18 protein-coding genes are annotated in these 18,780 nt (G+C 45.6%); 11 read left to right on the forward strand and 7 right to left on the reverse strand.

The features are described from left to right. Positions 1-4 precede the first annotated feature (4 nt). The 4 genes from ACM64D_RS01605 (at position 5) to ACM64D_RS01620 (ending at position 5,973) form a co-directional block, all read left to right on the forward strand. Complete coding sequence (locus ACM64D_RS01605; RefSeq protein WP_415061434.1) at positions 5-1,012, forward strand: TIGR01212 family radical SAM protein; 1,008 nt, start codon at positions 5-7, stop codon at positions 1,010-1,012. Positions 1,013-1,507: 495 nt separating this feature from the next. After that, complete coding sequence (locus ACM64D_RS01610; protein ID WP_415061435.1) at positions 1,508-3,940, forward strand: ribonucleoside-diphosphate reductase subunit alpha; 2,433 nt, start codon at positions 1,508-1,510, stop codon at positions 3,938-3,940. Between the two features lie 68 nt (positions 3,941-4,008). Continuing rightward, complete coding sequence (locus tag ACM64D_RS01615) at positions 4,009-5,007, forward strand: ribonucleotide-diphosphate reductase subunit beta (protein WP_415061436.1); 999 nt, start codon at positions 4,009-4,011, stop codon at positions 5,005-5,007. A 42-nt stretch (positions 5,008-5,049) separates the two neighbouring features. Next, positions 5,050-5,973 carry a hypothetical protein gene (locus tag ACM64D_RS01620; RefSeq protein ID WP_415061437.1) on the forward strand — a complete coding sequence of 308 codons (924 nt, stop codon included), beginning with the start codon at positions 5,050-5,052 and terminating at the stop codon, positions 5,971-5,973. Here ACM64D_RS01620 and ACM64D_RS01625 read toward each other — a convergent pair. The 7 genes from ACM64D_RS01625 to ACM64D_RS01655 form a co-directional block, all read right to left on the reverse strand. After that, on the reverse strand, positions 5,963-6,448 hold the full coding sequence (locus ACM64D_RS01625) for a hypothetical protein (RefSeq protein WP_415061438.1): 486 nt from the start codon (positions 6,446-6,448) through the stop codon (positions 5,963-5,965). The two genes, ACM64D_RS01620 and ACM64D_RS01625, sit on opposite strands and share 11 nt — an antisense overlap. Before the next feature lie 88 nt (positions 6,449-6,536). Continuing rightward, complete coding sequence (locus ACM64D_RS01630; protein WP_415061439.1) at positions 6,537-7,445, reverse strand: HTTM domain-containing protein; 909 nt, start codon at positions 7,443-7,445, stop codon at positions 6,537-6,539. Further along, entirely contained in the window at positions 7,442-7,999 is a 558-nt protein-coding gene (locus tag ACM64D_RS01635) for a hypothetical protein (protein ID WP_415061440.1), read from the reverse strand. The genes ACM64D_RS01630 and ACM64D_RS01635 overlap by 4 nt, the downstream gene beginning before the upstream one ends. Continuing rightward, entirely contained in the window at positions 7,974-9,377 is a 1,404-nt protein-coding gene (scpB, locus tag ACM64D_RS01640; RefSeq protein WP_415061441.1) for an SMC-Scp complex subunit ScpB, read from the reverse strand. The genes ACM64D_RS01635 and scpB overlap by 26 nt, the downstream gene beginning before the upstream one ends. A gap of 9 nt (positions 9,378-9,386) precedes the next feature. After that, positions 9,387-10,373: a segregation and condensation protein A gene (locus ACM64D_RS01645; protein WP_415061442.1), complete on the reverse strand. Its 987-nt coding sequence runs from the start codon at positions 10,371-10,373 to the stop codon at positions 9,387-9,389. 15 nt (positions 10,374-10,388) lie between these two features. Then, positions 10,389-11,402, reverse strand: coding sequence for a tryptophan--tRNA ligase (gene trpS, locus ACM64D_RS01650; RefSeq protein WP_415061443.1), 1,014 nt, complete (start codon positions 11,400-11,402; stop codon positions 10,389-10,391). Further along, entirely contained in the window at positions 11,399-12,061 is a 663-nt protein-coding gene (locus ACM64D_RS01655) for a site-2 protease family protein (protein WP_415061444.1), read from the reverse strand. The genes trpS and ACM64D_RS01655 overlap by 4 nt, the downstream gene beginning before the upstream one ends. Before the next feature lie 269 nt (positions 12,062-12,330). Here ACM64D_RS01655 and ACM64D_RS01660 point away from each other — a divergent pair, with 269 nt between their 5' ends. The 7 genes from ACM64D_RS01660 to ACM64D_RS01690 all read left to right on the forward strand — a co-directional run bounded on the left by ACM64D_RS01660 (position 12,331) and on the right by ACM64D_RS01690 (position 18,780). Next, on the forward strand, positions 12,331-13,497 hold the full coding sequence (locus tag ACM64D_RS01660; protein ID WP_415061445.1) for an acyl-CoA dehydrogenase: 1,167 nt from the start codon (positions 12,331-12,333) through the stop codon (positions 13,495-13,497). A gap of 157 nt (positions 13,498-13,654) precedes the next feature. After that, positions 13,655-15,118: a peptide ABC transporter substrate-binding protein gene (locus ACM64D_RS01665; RefSeq protein ID WP_415061446.1), complete on the forward strand. Its 1,464-nt coding sequence runs from the start codon at positions 13,655-13,657 to the stop codon at positions 15,116-15,118. A gap of 11 nt (positions 15,119-15,129) precedes the next feature. After that, a complete protein-coding gene (locus ACM64D_RS01670; protein WP_415061447.1) occupies positions 15,130-16,332 on the forward strand; it encodes an EAL domain-containing protein in 1,203 nt (400 codons plus the stop codon). 148 nt (positions 16,333-16,480) lie between these two features. Next, positions 16,481-16,699: a hypothetical protein gene (locus tag ACM64D_RS01675; protein WP_340591654.1), complete on the forward strand. Its 219-nt coding sequence runs from the start codon at positions 16,481-16,483 to the stop codon at positions 16,697-16,699. Between the two features lie 217 nt (positions 16,700-16,916). Further along, entirely contained in the window at positions 16,917-17,663 is a 747-nt protein-coding gene (locus tag ACM64D_RS01680; RefSeq protein ID WP_415061448.1) for an SDR family NAD(P)-dependent oxidoreductase, read from the forward strand. Further along, on the forward strand, positions 17,660-18,049 hold the full coding sequence (locus ACM64D_RS01685; RefSeq protein ID WP_415061449.1) for a 6-carboxytetrahydropterin synthase: 390 nt from the start codon (positions 17,660-17,662) through the stop codon (positions 18,047-18,049). The genes ACM64D_RS01680 and ACM64D_RS01685 overlap by 4 nt, the downstream gene beginning before the upstream one ends. Further along, positions 18,046-18,780, forward strand: coding sequence for a pseudouridine synthase (locus ACM64D_RS01690; RefSeq protein ID WP_415061450.1), 735 nt, complete (start codon positions 18,046-18,048; stop codon positions 18,778-18,780). The genes ACM64D_RS01685 and ACM64D_RS01690 overlap by 4 nt, the downstream gene beginning before the upstream one ends.

Raw genomic sequence — 18,780 nt, forward strand, 5'->3', positions numbered from 1 at the left:
TCCCATGGAAAAAGGTTGGCTAGGACTTCCCTATCATACAATCAGCGAGCACTACAATAAGCTCTTTGGAGAAAAGGTCTATAAGATCCCCGTCTCTGTCGTTGATGATTGCCCTAATCGCCGTGGCCTTAAAGGGATGCAGACTTGCGTCTTTTGTGATGTCTGGGGTTCAGCTGCCAATGCTGAAAGCCTGTCCATGGAGTTAAGGGCGCAAATTGAGAAGTACCAATCTCAAGTCAGCGCTCGCTACAAAGCCAAAGCTTTTTTGATCTACTTTCAGGCTTATACCAATACTTTCACCAAGGTCTCGGCACTTCGTCATAATTTCGATGTCGCACTATCCTACCCTTGGGTGAAGGGTTTTACGGTCGGCACCCGCCCAGATTGCCTCTCGAAGGCCGTCTTGGATCTTTGGCAGGAATACCACGAAAAATCCTTTGTTGCGGTGGAATTGGGCGTTCAAAGTTTTTTTAACGACCAATTGGAGTTCATGCGCCGAGGACATACTGCTGAGGCCTCCATTGAAGCCGTTCACAAAATTGCTGAAAATACGAAGGTCGACCTGGGAATTCATCTGATCTTTGGAAATCCCGGCGAAACTGATGAGCATATTATTAAGACGGCAGAGATTGTAAACACACTTCCTATCACCAATGTGAAGCTTCATAATCTGCATGTTTTAAAGCAAACTCCTTTAGAGGAAATGTATCATCGTGGAGAGTTTGCCCCTATTGATCGAGACACCTACGCTCGCAGAGTCGAGATCTTCCTTCAACACCTGTCGCCACGTTTTGCCCTTCATCGTTTGGCCGCCTACTCATCTCGCTGGGAGGAGCTTATCGCCCCCGAGTGGACAAAAGACAAAATGGGCACACACCAATACATCATCGATCACTTGCGGGCTCAAAAGTCCTATCAATCACAAAACTACGTGGTGAAATCAGAAGAAGAGCTTTTAGCGCAAAAATTTTTGCAGCAAAAATCCGTCCCTGTGTCCTCAGTTCTTGCTTAGTTTCTGTACAATTTAAGATCGTGTAAGATCAGTACAGGAAAAATCCCGTTCAAAACAGCTAAAAACAGACTCTCAAAGCTAGACTTTAGTTTTACGAGGTAAAATAACAAAGTCTTGCTGGTTTTGTTTGCAGCATATTCAAGTCAAGCAGATCACCAAAGCTGCTTAATTGATGAGCAATGTCACAAAAAATAAGCGCTATGTTCAAAAATATTCTTGCAACTTCGACGAAAGAATTACACAGTTGGAATTGAGACCGATACCCGCCTTATGGACAAGGCACCTAGAAGACACCCCTAGATATAGGGGTCTGCTGAAAGAGAATCTGACGGCAACTAAAGGGGGTTCACCAGGACCAACAGCTAAGAATTAGCAACTCAGTCTCTCAAATAACACACATTTATATATTAAACCACGGCCTGATTTTTTACGAGGGGTGAAAAATCGGGGCGGGGATTTTTTTGCCCAAACGGAACGGGGCAGAGGGGATACACCATGTTGGAAACAACAGCTCACATCATGAGAGTTAAAAAAAGGGATGGCACACTAGAGCCGGTTGACGTCACGAAGATCGTTGAACGCGTAACTAGAAATTGTCAGGGGCTTACGCAAGTAGACCCACTCCGTGTTGCTACGAAAGCAATTAGCGGCCTTTATGATGGAGCTACAACAAACGAGCTTGATAATCTTTGCATTCAAACAGCGTCTTTGCTTATCGGTGAAGAACCTGAATACTCTCGTTTGGCTGCTCGCCTTCTTTCCATCTATATTGATGAGGAAGTTCGTTCCCAAAAGATCCAGTCTTTTGCTGATTCTGTCTCTTTCGGTTTTTCTGCAGGTCTTCTCTCTGAAACAACTTATAAGTTTGTAGAGACAAACAAAGCCGCTCTTTGTGCGGCTATTGAGCCTTATCGTACAGACCGATTTGAATATTTCGGACTTAGAACCGTTTACGATCGTTACCTTCTTAAAAACCCAACTTCCCGCCAAGTATTTGAGACACCTCAGTACTTCTTTATGCGCGTGGCTTGCGGTTTAGCACAAACAATTGAAGAAGCTATTGAGTTCTATCGCTTGATCTCCTCTCACGACTACATGGCTTCGACACCAACTTTGTTCAATTCTGGAACGACCCGTCCTCAAATGTCTTCTTGCTACCTCCTCGATTCTCCTGAAGACGACTTGAGAGCTATTTATGACAAATACACTGACATCGCCCTTCTTTCAAAATTTGCCGGTGGTATTGGGGTTGCTTATTCTCGCGTTCGTTCTCGTGGCTCTTTGATCAAAGGAACTAATGGCCACTCTAATGGCATCATTCCTTGGCTTAAAACAATGGATTCCTCTGTTGCCGCCGTCAACCAAGGTGGTAAGCGTAAAGGTGCAGCTTGCGTCTACCTTGAAACTTGGCACGCGGATATCGAGGAGTTCCTTGAACTTCGCGACAACACAGGTGACGAAGCAAAACGCACGCACAATCTGAACTTGGCAAACTGGGTTCCAGATTTGTTCATGAAGCGCGTGGAAACAGATGGCATGTGGTCTTTGTTCGATCCTCGCACGGTTCCGCACTTTGTGGACACCTACGGCCCTGAGTTTGAGGCGGCTTACGCTGAAGCTGAGGCGAATAAACTTTATGTTAAGCAAATCAAAGCCCGTGATCTTTATTCACGCATGATGAAGACTTTGGCGCAAACTGGTAATGGCTGGATGACGTTTAAAGATGCTGCGAACATGAAGGCCAACCAAACAGGTGAAGCTGGAAATGTGATTCATCTTTCAAATCTTTGCACAGAGATTTTGGAAGTCACCTCCAACAAAGAAACCGCCGTTTGCAACCTTGGTTCTGTTAACTTAGGTCGACACATTGAAAATGGTCAGTTTAGCTTTGAAAAGCTTGCGCAGTCCGTTCGCGCTGCAGTGAAGTATTTGGACCGCGTTGTTGATATCAACTTCTACCCTATTCAGACAGCTCAAGACTCCAACCACAAATGGCGTCCTGTTGGTTTGGGTGTTATGGGTCTTCAGGATGCTTTCTTCCAATTGAAGCTTCCTTTTGACTCTGCGGCGGCTCGTGATTTGTCTGCAAAAATCCAAGAAGAGATCTATTACAATGCTCTTCTGACATCTTGTGAGCTGGCTGAAAAATACGGACCTCACGGCGCTTACGAACAAACAAAGGCAGCTAAAGGCCTGTTACAGTACGATCTTTGGGGCGTAACTCCCTCTCAACCAGAGCGTTTTGAAAAACTCAAAGAACGCATTAAAAAGCATGGCTTGAGAAACTCTTTGATGATTGCGATTGCGCCAACAGCAACGATCGCATCCATCGTGGGATGTTACGAGGCTATCGAACCTCAAGTTTCTAACTTGTTCAAACGTGAAACACTTTCGGGTGAATTCATGCAAATCAATAAGTACTTGGTGTCCGACCTCAAGGCCTTAAACCTTTGGAACGAAGACCTGCGCAATGAAATCAAAATGCACGATGGCTCAATCCAAGACGTAGCGGCAATTCCTCCTCAATTGAAAGAGTTGTACCGCACCGTTTGGGAAATCCCGATGAAGTCTTTGATCGATATGGCTGCAGATCGCGGCGCTTACATCGATCAAGCGCAATCTTTGAATTTATTCATGGAAAGCCCTACGATCGGTAAAGTGTCTTCAATGTACATGTACGCATGGAAGAAAGGTGTAAAAACCACTTATTACTTGCGTTCACGTCCTGCGACGAAGATTGCTAAAACGACTGTGAAAGGCACTAGTGGATTCGCAGGAATCACAAATGCTTCAGGCAACAGTATGGATGCAGCGCCGGCGACACCTGTTGCACCGACACAAGAAGCAGCGCCGGCGAAAACATATACAGATGCTGAAGTCATAGCTTGCTCTTTGGAAAACCCAGAGGCTTGCGAAGCTTGCCAATAGTGCCCGGACCCCAGGGCCCTGCGGGGCCCTGGACGACTTAAGTACGTTTTTACTTTTTGGAGATTTTTATGATTCTAGATCCTGGCTTTGATTTGACTTTACGCCCCATGAAATACCCCGTTTTTTACGAAATGTACAAAAACGGCATCAAAAACACATGGACTGTTGATGAAGTGGATTTTTCAACAGACCTTGTTGATCTTCACACAAAATTGACTCCCGCGGAAAGACATTTGATTTCACGCTTAGTTGCTTTCTTTGCAACCGGAGACTCTATCGTTGGGAACAATCTTGTGTTGAACCTTTACAAACACGTCAATTCTCCTGAAGGACGTATGTACTTATCACGTCAACTTTATGAAGAAGCTCTGCACGTGCAGTTCTACCTCACATTGTTGGATACTTACATTCCGAATCCCGACGAAAGAGCCGAAGCTTTTTCCGCAATCGAAAATATTCCTTCTATCAAAAAGAAGGCTGATTTCTGTTTTAAATGGATCGACTCCATCAACACACTCGACACTCTTAAAACAAAAGAAGATCGTCGCCGCTTCTTGATGAACCTGATCTGCTTTGCAACTTGTGTGGAAGGTTTGTTCTTCTATGCTGCTTTTGCCTATGTATATTTCTTACGTTCAAAAGGTCTTTTGGCAGGTCTCGCCTCTGGAACAAACTGGGTCTTCCGCGATGAATCCATGCACATGACCTTCGCTATGGAAGTTATCAAGACGGCTCGCAAAGAAGAGCCAGATCTTTTCAACTCTCAAATGGAAGACATGGTCACTCAAATGCTTGAAGACGCTATTGAGTGTGAAATGGAATTTGCAAATGACGTTCTTCACTTGGGTGTCGCAGGTCTTTCACCAAAAGACATGAGACAGTATCTTGAGTACTGTGCGGATCAACGTCTTGAAAGCTTGAACATTGCTCCTCGCTACAACGTGAAGAATCCGTTCTCTTTCATGGAACTCCAAGACATGCAAGAGCTTGCAAACTTCTTTGAAAGAAGAGTTTCCGCTTACCAAGTGGGCGTAAGTGGGGCAGTTTCCTTCGACGAAACGTTCTAGGTGAAAAACACTTTTTTTTGGGTTTTCTTTTTTCTAGTTTGTATGGGGGTAGGATTTCTTCACGGAGTCCTGCCCCAAGGTCTTTCGCGAAGCTACTTTTCCAGTCCTCAAAAAATTCAAATTTTGACCACGGACGAAATCTTCTTTCCTGCGGAACTTCGCGAAGAACTTGAAGAAGAACTTCATGTTAAGTTTTCCGTCACTGTCACTCGCGATTGGGATGCGATCTTAGCCAACACCGTCGCCAGCCCTGGCGTGGACTTGATCTTTCTCCCCTCCTTTTGGGCACAAACTTTGGCGCGACAAGGCCTCTTGGCGGATATTTCAGGACCTGGAAAAGAGCTCCAGCTTCGCGTCGCCTCTGACTTTTTGGGGGCTCAACCTCAAGAAGGATTTTATTTTCTTCCCTTTTATTGGATGAAGACGGGAATAAAAACCCCCGACACTGGAAGTTTTGTCGATTTTCTTAAAAATAAAAAAGAGACCACTCTTTTCCTTCTGGCCGATGAAGATCTTTTGCTGAAGCACTTTCAACTCTGGAAAGAACAGGGCATTTTAGATTTAGTCTCTCAAAAGAAGATACTCACATTACAACTGGATCAAATTAACCAGAAGAAAGAAGCTGAGGGCGCCCTTGAAGGCCCACTCAAGGAAGATTCTAAAGACTCCTCTTTACCACAACTCAGTGCTTTGCTGATTTGGGGCGCTACAATCCCCATGACTTCATCCAATAAAGATCTTGCTCTTGATGTTCTCACCACGCTCAGCGCTGCCGAGCACCAGGAGAAAATTCTGCTTAAGACACCCTTCAACTCAACATTCACGACGGTCACTGGAAATGACATTCCTCTTCACCGTCGCGCTGAATTCATTCGTGATTTACGACTTAAAGACACCCTGATTTTTGAGAAGAAAGACCAAGAGGCGAAGAGCAAACTTAAAAATGATTTCAACATCATTTTGTGAGGGTGATAGCACTCGCACCCTGAACATCATTCGTCACAACCACGTTATCAGCATCATAAGCCTGTAACACAAATCGAACAGAATGAACGCCTGCCGCTAAATTTGATGTCTTAATCGCCAAGTTAAACTTTCCGTTCTTACAGGTCGCCACATTACTATTCACATCGGTGGCTGTGTTCAGATCTAAAATCTCCAGTTGTGACCCATTTTCTAAAGCCACAATCTCATGTTTGGGATAGGTCGACACATAACATTCCCCCGAGACCTCTGCTTTTGACATAGCTGCCGTCGTATTCACAGTCGGGTTATAGACCTTCAAATACAGTTCTTCCGATTTTGGTGTTTTATTAACCTCATAGGTGGAGGGATCGTCTTTCTGATTCGTCAACAAGGAGTTTCCATTAATCGGAGTACAAGCGACTCCCATTAAAAGCATACCCAACACCGCCATCAATCTGAAAGCTGAAGATTTCATAAAGATCCCCCACTCTTATAGGATAAATGAGGCCGCCGTAGAGCTAAATCAGTTTTTGAGCAGAGTCTAGTTTTGAGACATAAAAGTCTCAATTACGACCTTTCAGGACCGCTCCGACCGTCGAAACCACCTTTTGTTCCAAGATACAGGGATCTAGAAAAAGAAAGTACGTCGAAACCATGGTGGTTGCAAATGGTGCCAGCCCCATGAAAATACCAATGCCAGCATGGAATAAGACTCCCATGATCAACCACGCATTTCTCGTTTTTGGCCAGGCCACCATCACCGGGAAATACACCTCAAAAAGTATAGTCACATACGCCACAATGGGAATCACCCACGGGACCATCCGCAAAAAAGAGAAGTCCATGGTGGTCATCTGCGGATTGGCCATCACACTCCATAAGGCCGTTCCATCCCACCAACTGCCCCCTTTTAACTTCTCCCACCCCGTGTAAGCGTATATGACGCTGATTTGAACCTGCATCATGCGAATCATCAGCGAACTTAACGTGTCGGAAGGCTTAAAATTCACTTTCTTGTTGCGAAAGAGATTCAAAATACTCAAGCGCTCACAAGACTGGGTAAAGGACATATAAAACAAAAAAAGCGCGGCAATAATATCCGCCCCAAAATTCACTGCATAATTTCGTTGAATGAAACCAGCATCAATCACCCATGCCAGCCACATGATCCAACGCCCGCCGATTCCCAAAGTGAGGAGCCCCAACAAGACCACCAACAAGATGTGCATGGATAGATTCCAGGAGTCCGGCCACACACTCCATAAGAATGGAGGACGGTAAAGATCCTGCATCACCTCCAAAGCCATGGCCTTAGAGATCCAGCTACTATCCGAATAATACTGGATATTAAAAACTCGCCCCAGATACATGTAGAACATGGTTCCACACAGCAAGACCCGCATGAAGGCAAGCCCTAAAAGATTCTGTGGGCCAAACCAAAACTGATCCCATTTTTCCCAGATCTTTTTCATAGAGCTTCCTCGTCTGTTCCACCCACGCAAGAAGTCGACTCACGCGTCACTTGAAGCTCTCGAGATAAATCCTGAACGGCCTCATCCTTTAAGGTCACAACTTGATCCAAGGTCGGAACTGTTTCCACAACATGCTCCATTTCAACCGAGGTGGCGCCGGGATACTGCCGACATAACCACGGACCAAACAGCAGACGAAGACGTTTAGGGTCTATAACCATAAAGCGCATGACGTAGAGTTCTCTTTTGCGTTCTCCGGAAAGAACACCCTTATTTTTTTCGGCGGGAAAAAAGCCCTCAATGGGCTCTTTAACTTCATTACCCTCGGGATCCTGATAACGAATCAGGTAGCGGATATACATTGTATGTGCTGGATCCGGAGAAAAGAAATTCCAACTGGCGTTCAAGCCTATGGAGTTAGCGTAGGGAACTATGAAACGCGAAGTAGTGCGCCCAAAGTAGGCTCCTACATTGGGCATCACCATCATCGTAAAGATATTATATACAATCCACAGACTCAGAAGAGTCTTAAACAGAAGTTTCACCTTCTTCATCAATGTCGTCAGCCTCACCTAAGAAGGGTAATTCTTCATCTTCAGAAGACTCTTCATCACCATCAGCAAAAAGCTGATCATCAGAAGCCTGCTCTAGATCCTCGTCGTTATCAAAAGCTTCGATCGCCTCTGTAACCTCGTCGGAAATCTCTTCAGTTCCCTCTTCAGTGCCAGCCGCTTCCGCAGAGGCTTCCACCGGTTCTCCACCTTCAACATTGGCGGAACCTGTCTTCATAAAGGCCGCTTTTTTCTCAGCCGCGATAGCTACTAAAGTCGTGCCGGCCGCTAAAGCCTCATCGTACTTCTTCAACCAGTTGGCATCACGAGTGGAGACCGGCTCTCCAAACGCCAAGGCATCACGGATATTTTGAGCGCGCTCTTGATCACGTTTTTCCGCCTGACGGCGCTTTTCTTCTTCAAAGAAATTCGTGGTCGTGGTGATTTCTTCCAGTTGTTCCTGGATCTTCATCAGCTCTTCTTCACCTTGAGAATAAGATCCCATCGCCACATTCTCAGAAAGAGAATCTGTGATGGACGCCAAAGTTGGTTTTTCTTCAGCTTGTTCTTCGTCAATTCCTTCCGGAAGAAGCTCATCAATTTGTGATAAAGTCGGAAGCTCTTTCAAACTTCTCAATCCGAAAATCTCGAGGAACTTCTTCGTTGTTCCATACTGCATCGGACGACCAGGAAGTTCAGACTTCCCTTCAAAACAAACCAGGTTCTTTTCCATCAAAGCCCGCAATAAGTGGCCAGATTCTACGCCGCGAATTTCATCAACTTCATTTTTAACAGTAGGTTGCTTGTAAGCCACGATGGACAAAACTTCCAAGGCAGGTCCAGACAACTTAAATTGGCGAGTCTTCAGCGTGCGTTTCAAGAACTCCATATTGTCGATCTTGGTGCGCAGTTGATAACCACCTGGAACTTCTTCCAAAGTGACACCACGGCGTCCGCCAGCGTATTCCACAGCCAACTGATCCAGGGCTCTGCGAATTTTATCACCACGAACGTTCGTTCCCTTAAAAAGAAGTTTTAAAGACGCCAAACTGACAGGACGATCACTGGCGAAAAGAACGCTTTCAACGATACTTTCAAGACGCTCTTCTTCAACAAACTCCACTTCCTCAATCTCGGCGGAATCGAAATTATCAAGCTCAGTTCCTTCAACAGAAACCTCGTCCTCTGAGGACATTTCCAAACTTTCAACTTCTTCTTCACTAACCTCAGGAAGGAAGCCTTCAGATTCTTCTTCCTCTTGAAGGAACACGGAGGACTCAGTTTCAACGTCTGATTCAGAAAAACTTTCTTCTGACTCTTGAGTATCCACTTCAGAGTGATCTAATTCTTCGTTCATCAATTCATCTTTTTCTTCTGACATGGTCCCCTCTTAAACTTCCGTCACGTCATCTTTAAATAATTCATTTTCAGCAGCCAGAATTTCGTCATCAGTCGCCGCCTCATTGCCGGCTTCTTCGACGAAATCAACGCCCAGATCCATCTGCATCTGATTGCCGCCGTCTTCCAGGCGATCCTCAGCATCAGCAAGCAAGAAATCTTCGTCGGCTTCAATCTTTTTAGATTCTTCCATCATCTTCTCGGCCACTTCATCCGCTCTCATGGAGTCATATTCTTCCACACGAGACAAGACATCCGTCTCAATGACTTTTTTTGAGTCCACCCAGATGTCCGAATAAGGCTCTGACTGGTAAAGACCGACGAAACCCATTTTTCCAAGCTCTAACAAAGACAAGAAAGTAATCAGAACCTGACGAGCGCGATCTTCCGTTGCCGAGACCAAATCCATCAAAGTGACCTTCTGACCCACGACCAAACGATCTTTGATTTCCAAAATACGACTGGCAATAGATTGCGCTTTGGCTGCAACCTGATGCACTTTCTTTTTCACAGAACGAAGCATCTTACGATAACTTGAAATCAAAGAAAAAAGAGCATTGTCTTCAAGAACGATTTCTTCTTCTTTTTGATCTAGAGACTCTCGACTTCCACGCAACCAAACATCACGCCCCACCAAAGGACGTTCATAAAGAAGTTTCGCCGCCTCTTGATACTTTTGGTATTCAAGAAGTTTCTGGACGAGCTCTTTACGAGGATCTTCATTTTCAACGATTTCCCCATTTTCATCGTACTGAGGAAGAAGCATACGGGACTTAATTTGAATCAAGGTCGATGCCATAGCGACAAATTCGCCGGCCACTTCCAGATCAAGTTCTTTCATCAACTTGATATAATCAAGGTACTGCTTGGTGATCTCATGGATTTTAATATCCATGATATCCATCTCTTCTTTACGAATTAGATAAAGAAGAAGCCCCAAGGGTCCTTCGAATTTAGGCAACTGTACTGTAATACTCATGAAAGACGGTCCCCTCTACCACTTCATATTAGAACGCACTATTTCCAAAGTCTTCTGAGCTTCCTTGCGTGCCTTTTCGCATCCTGCGTCGATGATTGAATCAAGCAGACCTGGATTATTCAACAATTCTTTTTTCTTTTCTCGAGGTCCCTGAGAAAGTTTTTCGATATTTGCTGCAAGGCGGCCTTTACAGTCCCCACAGCCAATTCCAGCGCTGCGACACCCTTCCTCCACCCACTGCAGATCCTCTGCCGTCGAGTAAAGTTTGTGATATCCATAGACAGAACATTTTGTCGGCTCTCCCGGATCTTCACGTCTGACACGCGCTGGATCCGTCACCATCAAATTCACTTTTTTCTTAACATCTTTTTCAGAGTCCTCGGTCAAATAAAGAGTATTCCCGTAAGACTTTGACATCTTTCGTCCGTCCAAACCTGGCACCAAAGGAATCTCCGTTAAAAGCGGAGACATCTCGGGAAGTTTGGCTTTATAAAGATGATTAAAACGACGCACGATTTCACGAGCCAATTCCAAGTGAGAAACCTGATCTGCTCCCACGGGAACTTTTTGTGCACGATAAATCGCAATATCTGCCGCCTGAAGAACAGGATACGCAAAACGACCCAGATTATGGGTGTCATTCGCCTTCATCTCCTCGATGGCGTCTTTCCAGGTGTTCACTCTCTCAAGCCATCCCATCGGAATCATATTTGCAAAAATCATAAAAAGTTCTAAATGCTCAGGAACGCGACTTTGTACAAACAAGGTCACCTTCTCAGGATCTACTCCCCAAGCAATAAACTCTGCGATCATCTCACGTGTCCAGGGCGCGATCTCTTTGGGAGACTTGTAGGCCGTGGTCATCCCGTGCCAATCCATCGCTCCGAAAAAGCATTCATATTCGTCTTGAAGTTTTGTCCAGTTCTGCAACGTCCCCCAGTAGTGACCAATGTGAAGGCGTCCCGTCACACGCATTCCAGACATCACACGAAGTTTACGCGTCGTCGCAGGAGTTACCTCAGAACTCATAGCCCAAAACCTCCCAAAGCCAAAGTCACAAGCTGGTTATAACTCCAGATCACGGGCACAGCGAGAACACGCAAGACTCCCGTCAATACCAAAGCCATCAAAATCATACTGGTGATATGTTCGTTTTGTTCCAACTTATAATTGATCTGGGCAGGAAGAAAACGAGCTAACACTTTTCCACCATCCAAAGGGTGGAGAGGAAGAATATTAAAAACCGCTAAAAACAAATTCGTCACAATAAAGGTTTTCAAAATCTCAATAAGCCCGCTCGCATAGTTTGCTGCCATAAAATATTTTGCAACCAGTGCAATCAAAAAGGCTCCAATGATCGCCAGCAAAATGTTCGAAACAGGCCCCGCCAAGGCAATCCAAAACATATCCACACGAGGATTTTTAAGATTGCGCGTGTTGACCGGAACAGGCTTAGCCCAACCAAAAAAGATCGGCGTCGCCAAGACGATGGAGACCAACGGAAGAATCAACGTTCCAATCAGATCCATGTGCGCAAGAGGGTTCATGGTCAAACGCCCCATGACCTCTGCCGTATTGTCCCCACGGCGACGCGCCACCCAACCGTGAGCGTACTCATGGAAACAGAGTGCAAAAAGAAACGGAATAAAATAAACGCCTATCTTGGCGCCAATCTCGATCATATCCATACAACCTCACGCTAAATCACACCTAGACCCTTGTCTAGTATGGCGAAACACTTGCACATTTAAAGTGCAATCAGTGTAACACAGCTCGTTAAGAGAAAAGCTCTCGTCTTTCCAAGGCCTTGAATAAATCCTTTGAAACAGATATTTTCTCCCCCATCGTACCTAACGCTTTAACAAAAATCTGGGGGCATTAGGAGAGGTGGAACTTCCCCAAAGTCCATCGCAAAAGCTCCACCTCGCCTAATGCTCCCTCGATCGAAGGGAAAATTATGTCTGATACTACGAATGCGCGTCCGGCGCTCACTATGCTTTCTGAAGACGAAACCGCTTTTCGCGACGCTGTCAGAGCTTTTGCTGAGTCTGAAATTAAACCTCATGTGACACACATGGACGAAAAAGCGGAACTAAACCCTGAGATTCTAAAAAAGCTTTTTGAAATGGGTTTGATGGGGATCGAAACTCCTGAAAAATGGGGTGGCGCAGGTTCGACATTCACGATGGCTTGCTTGGCGGTAGAAGAAATCGGCCGCGTTGATGGCTCCGTGTCTGTCTTGGTTGACGTACAAAACACTTTGACCACAAACGCCTTCCTTAAGTGGGGAACTGAAGCTCAAAAAGAAAAATATCTCGGCAAAATGGCTTCGGAATGGGTGGGCGCTTACGCACTTTCTGAATCTTCTTCTGGATCCGATGCCTTTGCTTTAAAACTTAAAGCAGAAGACAAAGGCGACAAGTTTGTCTTGAATGGTTCAAAACTTTGGATCACGAACGGCAAAGAAGCCAACGTCTTCATCGTTTTTGCTAACATCGACCACTCTAAGGGCTACAAAGGGATCACAGCTTTCATCGTAGAAAAATCTTTCCCAGGCTTCAAAGTCGGCAAAAAAGAAGACAAATTGGGTATCCGCGCTTCTTCAACCACCGAACTTCTTTTTGAAAACTGCGAAGTTCCTAAGGCCAATGTTCTTGGCGAAGTAGGTAAGGGATATAAAATTGCGATTGAGACTTTAAACGAAGGTCGTATCGGCATCGGTGCGCAAATGATCGGTATTGCCCAAGGTGCTTACGAGGCGGCCCTGGCTTACGTCAAAGGACGCGAGCAGTTCGGAAAGCCTATCGCCCACTTCCAAGGTGTTCAATTCCAATTAGCTGAAATGCGCACGGAACTCGAGGCGGCTCGTTTGATGGTTTACAACGCAGCTCGCTTGAAAGATGCAGGACAAGACTTCATTGAATCAGCAGCTATGGCGAAACTTTATGCTTCTCGCGCGGCAGAGAAAATCACCTCTAAAGCAATTGATCTTTTCGGCGGCAACGGCTTCACCAAAGAATACCCTGTAGAGAAATTCTGGCGTGATGCGAAGATCGGTCAGATCTATGAAGGCACAACAAATATGCAATTACAGACCATCGCAAAGATGGAATTGGATAAGTAATTTTTTGCGGAGTGACTCTTACGCAGGCAAAGGGGGACAACGTCCCCCTTTCTTTTCTCCACTCCTGAGGAGCCCTCCAATCCGGGATTCAAACAACGAACCTTAACAGACACGTTTTTCCGTTGAGAGCGCTCCCCCAAGACGCTACACTTGTCTCATGAAATTCATCCTTGCGCTCCTTCTTTCCATAGCCTCCTCTTCGTATGCTGCGGACAAAGTCTTCCGCCTCCACCTCTCTAACGAACCCAGTGGTCTTGATCCCAACAAACAACGCACCTCTTCTTCAAGCTACCTTCTTGGCAACCTCTATCGCAATTTCTTCACCTTTGATGACCAAAAGGGACTTGTTCCCGACCTGGGGAGCGAATGCAAACGCGACAAAAAACAAAACCTCATCTGCACTCTCAAAAAAGACTTGGTTTGGAGTGACAAAACCCCTTTAACCGCTGACGACTTTATTCGCACATACAAAAAAATACTCTCTCCTAAAAACTCAGTCCCCAGAGCTGACTTGCTGTTCAAAATTAAAAATGCCGAAGAAATTTACCGCGGAAAACTGGGGGTCGACGCCTTGGGCGTTTCTGCCCCCGACAAGTGGACGCTGAAATTCGAATTCGAAAAACCAGACCCCGAATTTGAATACAACTTAGCCACTTCAATTCTGGCTCCTACAAAAGAAGATCTCACTGCTTTTACTGGACCCTACAAACTCAAAGAGTGGAAAAAGGGACAAAAGATCATTCTTGAGCCCAATGCTCTTTATAAAGACGGACATCCCAAAAGACCATTCATTGAGTTTCTTTTTATCGAAGAAGATACCGTCGCATTGCAGCTCTATGAAAAAAATGAACTTCAATTTCTAAGACGGCTTCCGACGCTGTTTATTCCGCGCTATAAAAGCCACAAAGACTTTCATTGGTTCCCAGTCACTCGTCTGGATTATTTGGGATTCGGACCCGAGTTGGCCGCTCAAGAAGACCTTCGCAAAGCTTTTACTTACTCTCTGAACTACGCCGAATTACAGAAGATTTTTTCTTCTGAAGGAAGACCTGGCTGCATCGGCCTTCCCGACTCCTGGTTTCCCAAAAATGCACCTTGTTTTGATTTTGATCTAAAGAAAGTTCCGTCCTTAAAAAACACAAAAAGTTACACTCTGATGTTTTCAGCTCTTGGCGGGGAAGATCATAAGAGAGCCACCGAGTGGTTACAGAATCAGTGGCAAAAAAACGCCGGCATTAAGACTCACTTAGAAGTGAAGGACAACAAGATCTTCTTGCAAATTCTTCAGCAAGAACCCCCAGCCCTTTTTCGAAAAGGCGTGTCGCCGGATCGCCCCACGTGTTTATCTTCTTTAGAAACCTTCGCCCCCACAAATCCCGAGAATTACTTGCGCATTAAATCTCCTGAGTACGAAGGCATTTTGTCCTCACTAGCCCTTGCAAAAACGACTCAGGAGCAAAAAAAATGGTGCCTGGCGGGAGCTGAGTATCTCATGAAGAATCATCTCATGATTCCATTGGGGGCGATTCACTTTTCAATCCTGGTTAAACCTGAATTCACGGGCTGGAAACTGAATCAAATGAATCAGCTGGACTTGTCCAACCTCCACCCCCGACCCTAGAATAAAAGTCTATGAACGCAGCAACTCAGTCCGTCGATATTCACAAAGATCAGATTATTTTTAGCGAAGGAGATGCAGGCGATTGCGCCTATATCATCGAAAAAGGTCGAGTTCTGGTCTATATCACCAAAGACAAAGAAGAAATCCCCCTGACGATTCTCGGTGAGGGAGAAATTTTCGGAGAAATGGCTCTGATTGACACCCAAAGCCGCTCCGCGAGCGTTCGAGCCCTGGAAGATGTGCGCCTAGCTATCGTCACTAAGCAACAAGTGCTTGAGCGGGTTTCCACCGCCGACAAAGTTGTACAACTCCTGATGCGTGTGCTTTTAAAGCGACTGCGCCGCAAAACGACAAATTCTCCTGTGGGAGCACGAACAAGTGATATTGAGTTTGATAACTCTGGAGCTGGCGACGATGGAACCCAAAACGCTCTCGATCAAATCAAACTGGAAAATCAGATTTTCCAGGCTTTTCAGAATAAAGAATTTGAACTTTTCTATCAGCCGATCGTCAATTTAAAAACCAAACAGATCACCGGGTGCGAAGCCTTGCTTCGCTGGAACAGCCCCATGCATGGTTTGGTTTCGCCGAACTTATTTATCGATGTTATTGAAAACTCCTCCATGGTGATTCCTATTGGCCATTGGATTATCAATCAGGCCCTGAAGGATCTTCGTACTATTCAAGATCAGCTTCGTCTGAACAAAAAAGACAAGATGGCGGACGAATTCATGATGAGCATTAATATCTCGGGGCGCCAATTCACTCACTCTGATTTTGTGAACAATTTGGAAGATTTGCGCGAAAAACATGATATTCAAACGAAGAATATCAAACTTGAGATGACCGAAAGAATTATGATGGATGGAGCCATCGCCTTAGAGGCCCTGAATCAATGCCGCAATCAGGGTTACGCTATTTCCATTGACGACTTCGGGACGGGATTCTCAAGCCTCCAATACCTCACGCAGATGCCCATCAGCTTCCTTAAGATTGACCGCTCTTTTGTTATGAAGGTTCTTTCAGATCCTAAATCAAAAGCCGTTGTCAGTTCCATCATCCACTTGGCTCACGCCATGGATATCGAAATCATCGCCGAAGGTATCGAACACAACGAAGAATCCCTTGTTCTTGAAACCCTCGGAGCTCGCTATGGTCAGGGCTATCTTTTCTCCAAGCCCATAGATCTTGGCCGCTTTCTGAAACTCATCTAGACGGCACATCAAAATCAGGCTGCACCTTGTCTCAAAATGAGATTTGGCGAGTTTTATTCAAAGTTCTAAAGTCCTTAAAGTGTCCTCCGATAAGTCTTATGTCTTAAGACAATCAACCAGCTTAAGATTTCAACTGGAGGTCACAGAGATGGCTGACAAAAAATTCGAAAAGCAAATTCCCAATAACGTTGTTTCCCTTGAATCTGCTCGCTGCTGCGGCGAAGGCTGCAAAAAGAAATCTGAAAAAGCCGGTTTCTGCGCAGAACACTTTGACTGGTTCAAAGCAGGCCTGATCACCAAAGAAGGCATGAAGGCTCCTGACTTTGACAAGAAGTACTATCATTACGTGGCGAAAAAAGCGGCGTAATCGTTCTTATTTCAAATTTCATCCGTTAAAAGCCGGGACCCCATCCCGGCTTTTTTAGTTTTAGGGAAGTTGCGCCCAAAAGACTGAAAATAGAATCAGGCCGACAAAGAAATACTTAAAACCGATGGAAAACGCTTCGCGCATGGACATGACTTCTCTTCGGCCCCCTCCTTTGCTAACATAAGTCCAGAGTTCCAGACACCAGGAGAGTCCCCTCATGAAAAAGGCCGCACTTATTACAGGCGCCAGCAGTGGAATTGGCGCTGCCACCGCCATTGAATACTCAAAAAATGGATATTTCGTTTACCTCATGGGGCGAAATAAAGAACGCCTTCAAGAGGTCGCTCTTCAGTGTCGCGGAGGAGCCTCGATTGTCTCGTGTGATATCACAGATCTCCCCGCCCTAAATAAGCGCCTGGATGAAGTTCTTAGCGCTAAAATCCACCGCGTAGAAGTGATCGTGAATAACGCCGGCATCTATGATGTTCACTCCACCGAAAAGGGGTCTGATGAAATATGGACGCGACAGTTTGAGGTCAACCTCTTAGGTCCGGTTCGGATCGTACGCGCTTTCTTCCCTTACTTCAAACAACACGGCGGAGGCAGCATCGTAAATATTTCTTCCACTTTAGGCCTTCGTCCTCAGGGACCTACCTCCGCTTATGCGGCGATGAAGGCCGCCATGGTGAACTGGACCCAAAGTCTTGCTTATGAAGGGGGCGAATTCAAAATCCGCGCAAATTGCATTTGCCCCGGGATTGTGGATACCCCCATTCATAGTTTTCACAACCTAGATCCCGAAAAGAAGACGGAAGCTCTCGAAAAAATGAAGCCCCTGCAACCCTTGGGTCGCATCGGAACTCCCGAGGACGTCGCAAGGGCTGCGTATTTTTTTGGATCTGAACTTTCAAGCTGGACGACCGGCGCGGTGGTTCCTGTCGATGGCGGGATCAACCTCACATGATTTTAACTTTAAAAAGCCCCTTTAGCAGCGCTCACCTGTACTCCCAACCACAATGGGATGAGGCAAAAAATCGAGACACTTTTGGTCGCTGTCATACTTCCTACGGGCATGGCCATAACTATGTCTTAGAGGTGGGCTTTATAATTAAGAACTCAGAACTGACCACAAAAAAAGACTCCTACCAAAAGTTATTAAAAGGTCTCACGGACCGTTTAGATCACGAGCATCTGAATTTTGAAATTCCGGAATTTAAAAGCACTATCCCCACGACTGAAAATATCGCATTATATTTTTTTAAAAAACTCACTGACTCCCTTTCTGACAAAGATATTTCTTTTCTTCGTCTTTACGAAATGGACCAACTGTGGACGGAGATCCGCTTATGAGCGAAGAAAAAGTACGTTTATCAAAACTCATGGCCGAACGTGGCATCTGCTCACGCCGTGAAGCCGATGAGTATATCTCTAAGGGCCTCGTTCTAGTGGACGGGATCAAGATCGATCAACTAGGCACAAAAGTAGATCCGAACGTCAAGATCACTCTTGAGGCGCAAGCGTTGAAACAACAAAAACGTTTGGCAACCATCATTTTAAATAAACCCATTGGTTATGTCTCTGCGCAACCTGAACCGCCTTACCAACCGGCCGTAAAGCTGATTACTCCGGAAAATCAATTTGGCGACTCTAAACAACGACTGCGCCCGGAACATTTTCAGGGCCTTGCCGTCGCCGGACGACTGGATATCGATTCCCAGGGGCTTTTGTTGTTTACTCAAGATGGTCGTATCGCCAAAAAAATCATTGGCGAAGAATCTAAGATCGAAAAAGAGTATATTGTGCGCGTAGAGGGAAAGCTCCCTGCCGACAAATTAAAACTTCTCAATCACGGCCTCTCTTTGGATGGAAAACCCTTGAAGCCAGCCAAGGTCGAATGGATTAACGAAGATCAATTGCGCTTTATCTTGCGCGAGGGAAAAAAACGTCAGATCCGTCGCATGTGCGAAGCGGTGGGGCTTAAGGTCACGGGATTAAAACGAGTGCGCGTGGGGAACCTTCGTTTGGGTAAACTCCCTGAAGGAAAATGGCGCTTCCTTGAAGACGACGAAAGCCTTGATTGA

Origin of the sequence: Bdellovibrio sp., from assembly GCF_047637665.1 — a bacterium.
Taxonomy (GTDB): domain Bacteria; phylum Bdellovibrionota; class Bdellovibrionia; order Bdellovibrionales; family Bdellovibrionaceae; genus Bdellovibrio.

Bases quoted from the DNA above. Each gene is read 5' to 3' on its own strand.
- ACM64D_RS01660 (WP_415061445.1), top strand. From the start codon at position 12,331: ATGTCTGATACTACGAATGCGCGTCCGGCGCTCACTATGCTTTCTGAA.
- ACM64D_RS01620 (WP_415061437.1), top strand. From the start codon at position 5,050: ATGGGGGTAGGATTTCTTCACGGAGTCCTGCCCCAAGGTCTTTCGCGA.
- ACM64D_RS01685 (WP_415061449.1), top strand. From the start codon at position 17,660: ATGATTTTAACTTTAAAAAGCCCCTTTAGCAGCGCTCACCTGTACTCC.
- ACM64D_RS01645 (WP_415061442.1), bottom strand. From the start codon at position 10,373: ATGAGTATTACAGTACAGTTGCCTAAATTCGAAGGACCCTTGGGGCTT.
- ACM64D_RS01630 (WP_415061439.1), bottom strand. From the start codon at position 7,445: ATGAAAAAGATCTGGGAAAAATGGGATCAGTTTTGGTTTGGCCCACAG.
- ACM64D_RS01625 (WP_415061438.1), bottom strand. From the start codon at position 6,448: ATGAAATCTTCAGCTTTCAGATTGATGGCGGTGTTGGGTATGCTTTTA.
- ACM64D_RS01655 (WP_415061444.1), bottom strand. From the start codon at position 12,061: ATGGATATGATCGAGATTGGCGCCAAGATAGGCGTTTATTTTATTCCG.
- ACM64D_RS01690 (WP_415061450.1), top strand. From the start codon at position 18,046: ATGAGCGAAGAAAAAGTACGTTTATCAAAACTCATGGCCGAACGTGGC.
- ACM64D_RS01635 (WP_415061440.1), bottom strand. From the start codon at position 7,999: ATGAAGAAGGTGAAACTTCTGTTTAAGACTCTTCTGAGTCTGTGGATT.
- ACM64D_RS01605 (WP_415061434.1), top strand. From the start codon at position 5: ATGGAAAAAGGTTGGCTAGGACTTCCCTATCATACAATCAGCGAGCAC.
- ACM64D_RS01670 (WP_415061447.1), top strand. From the start codon at position 15,130: ATGAACGCAGCAACTCAGTCCGTCGATATTCACAAAGATCAGATTATT.
- ACM64D_RS01665 (WP_415061446.1), top strand. From the start codon at position 13,655: ATGAAATTCATCCTTGCGCTCCTTCTTTCCATAGCCTCCTCTTCGTAT.
- ACM64D_RS01675 (WP_340591654.1), top strand. From the start codon at position 16,481: ATGGCTGACAAAAAATTCGAAAAGCAAATTCCCAATAACGTTGTTTCC.
- ACM64D_RS01610 (WP_415061435.1), top strand. From the start codon at position 1,508: ATGTTGGAAACAACAGCTCACATCATGAGAGTTAAAAAAAGGGATGGC.
- ACM64D_RS01680 (WP_415061448.1), top strand. From the start codon at position 16,917: ATGAAAAAGGCCGCACTTATTACAGGCGCCAGCAGTGGAATTGGCGCT.
- scpB (WP_415061441.1), bottom strand. From the start codon at position 9,377: ATGTCAGAAGAAAAAGATGAATTGATGAACGAAGAATTAGATCACTCT.
- trpS (WP_415061443.1), bottom strand. From the start codon at position 11,402: ATGAGTTCTGAGGTAACTCCTGCGACGACGCGTAAACTTCGTGTGATG.
- ACM64D_RS01615 (WP_415061436.1), top strand. From the start codon at position 4,009: ATGATTCTAGATCCTGGCTTTGATTTGACTTTACGCCCCATGAAATAC.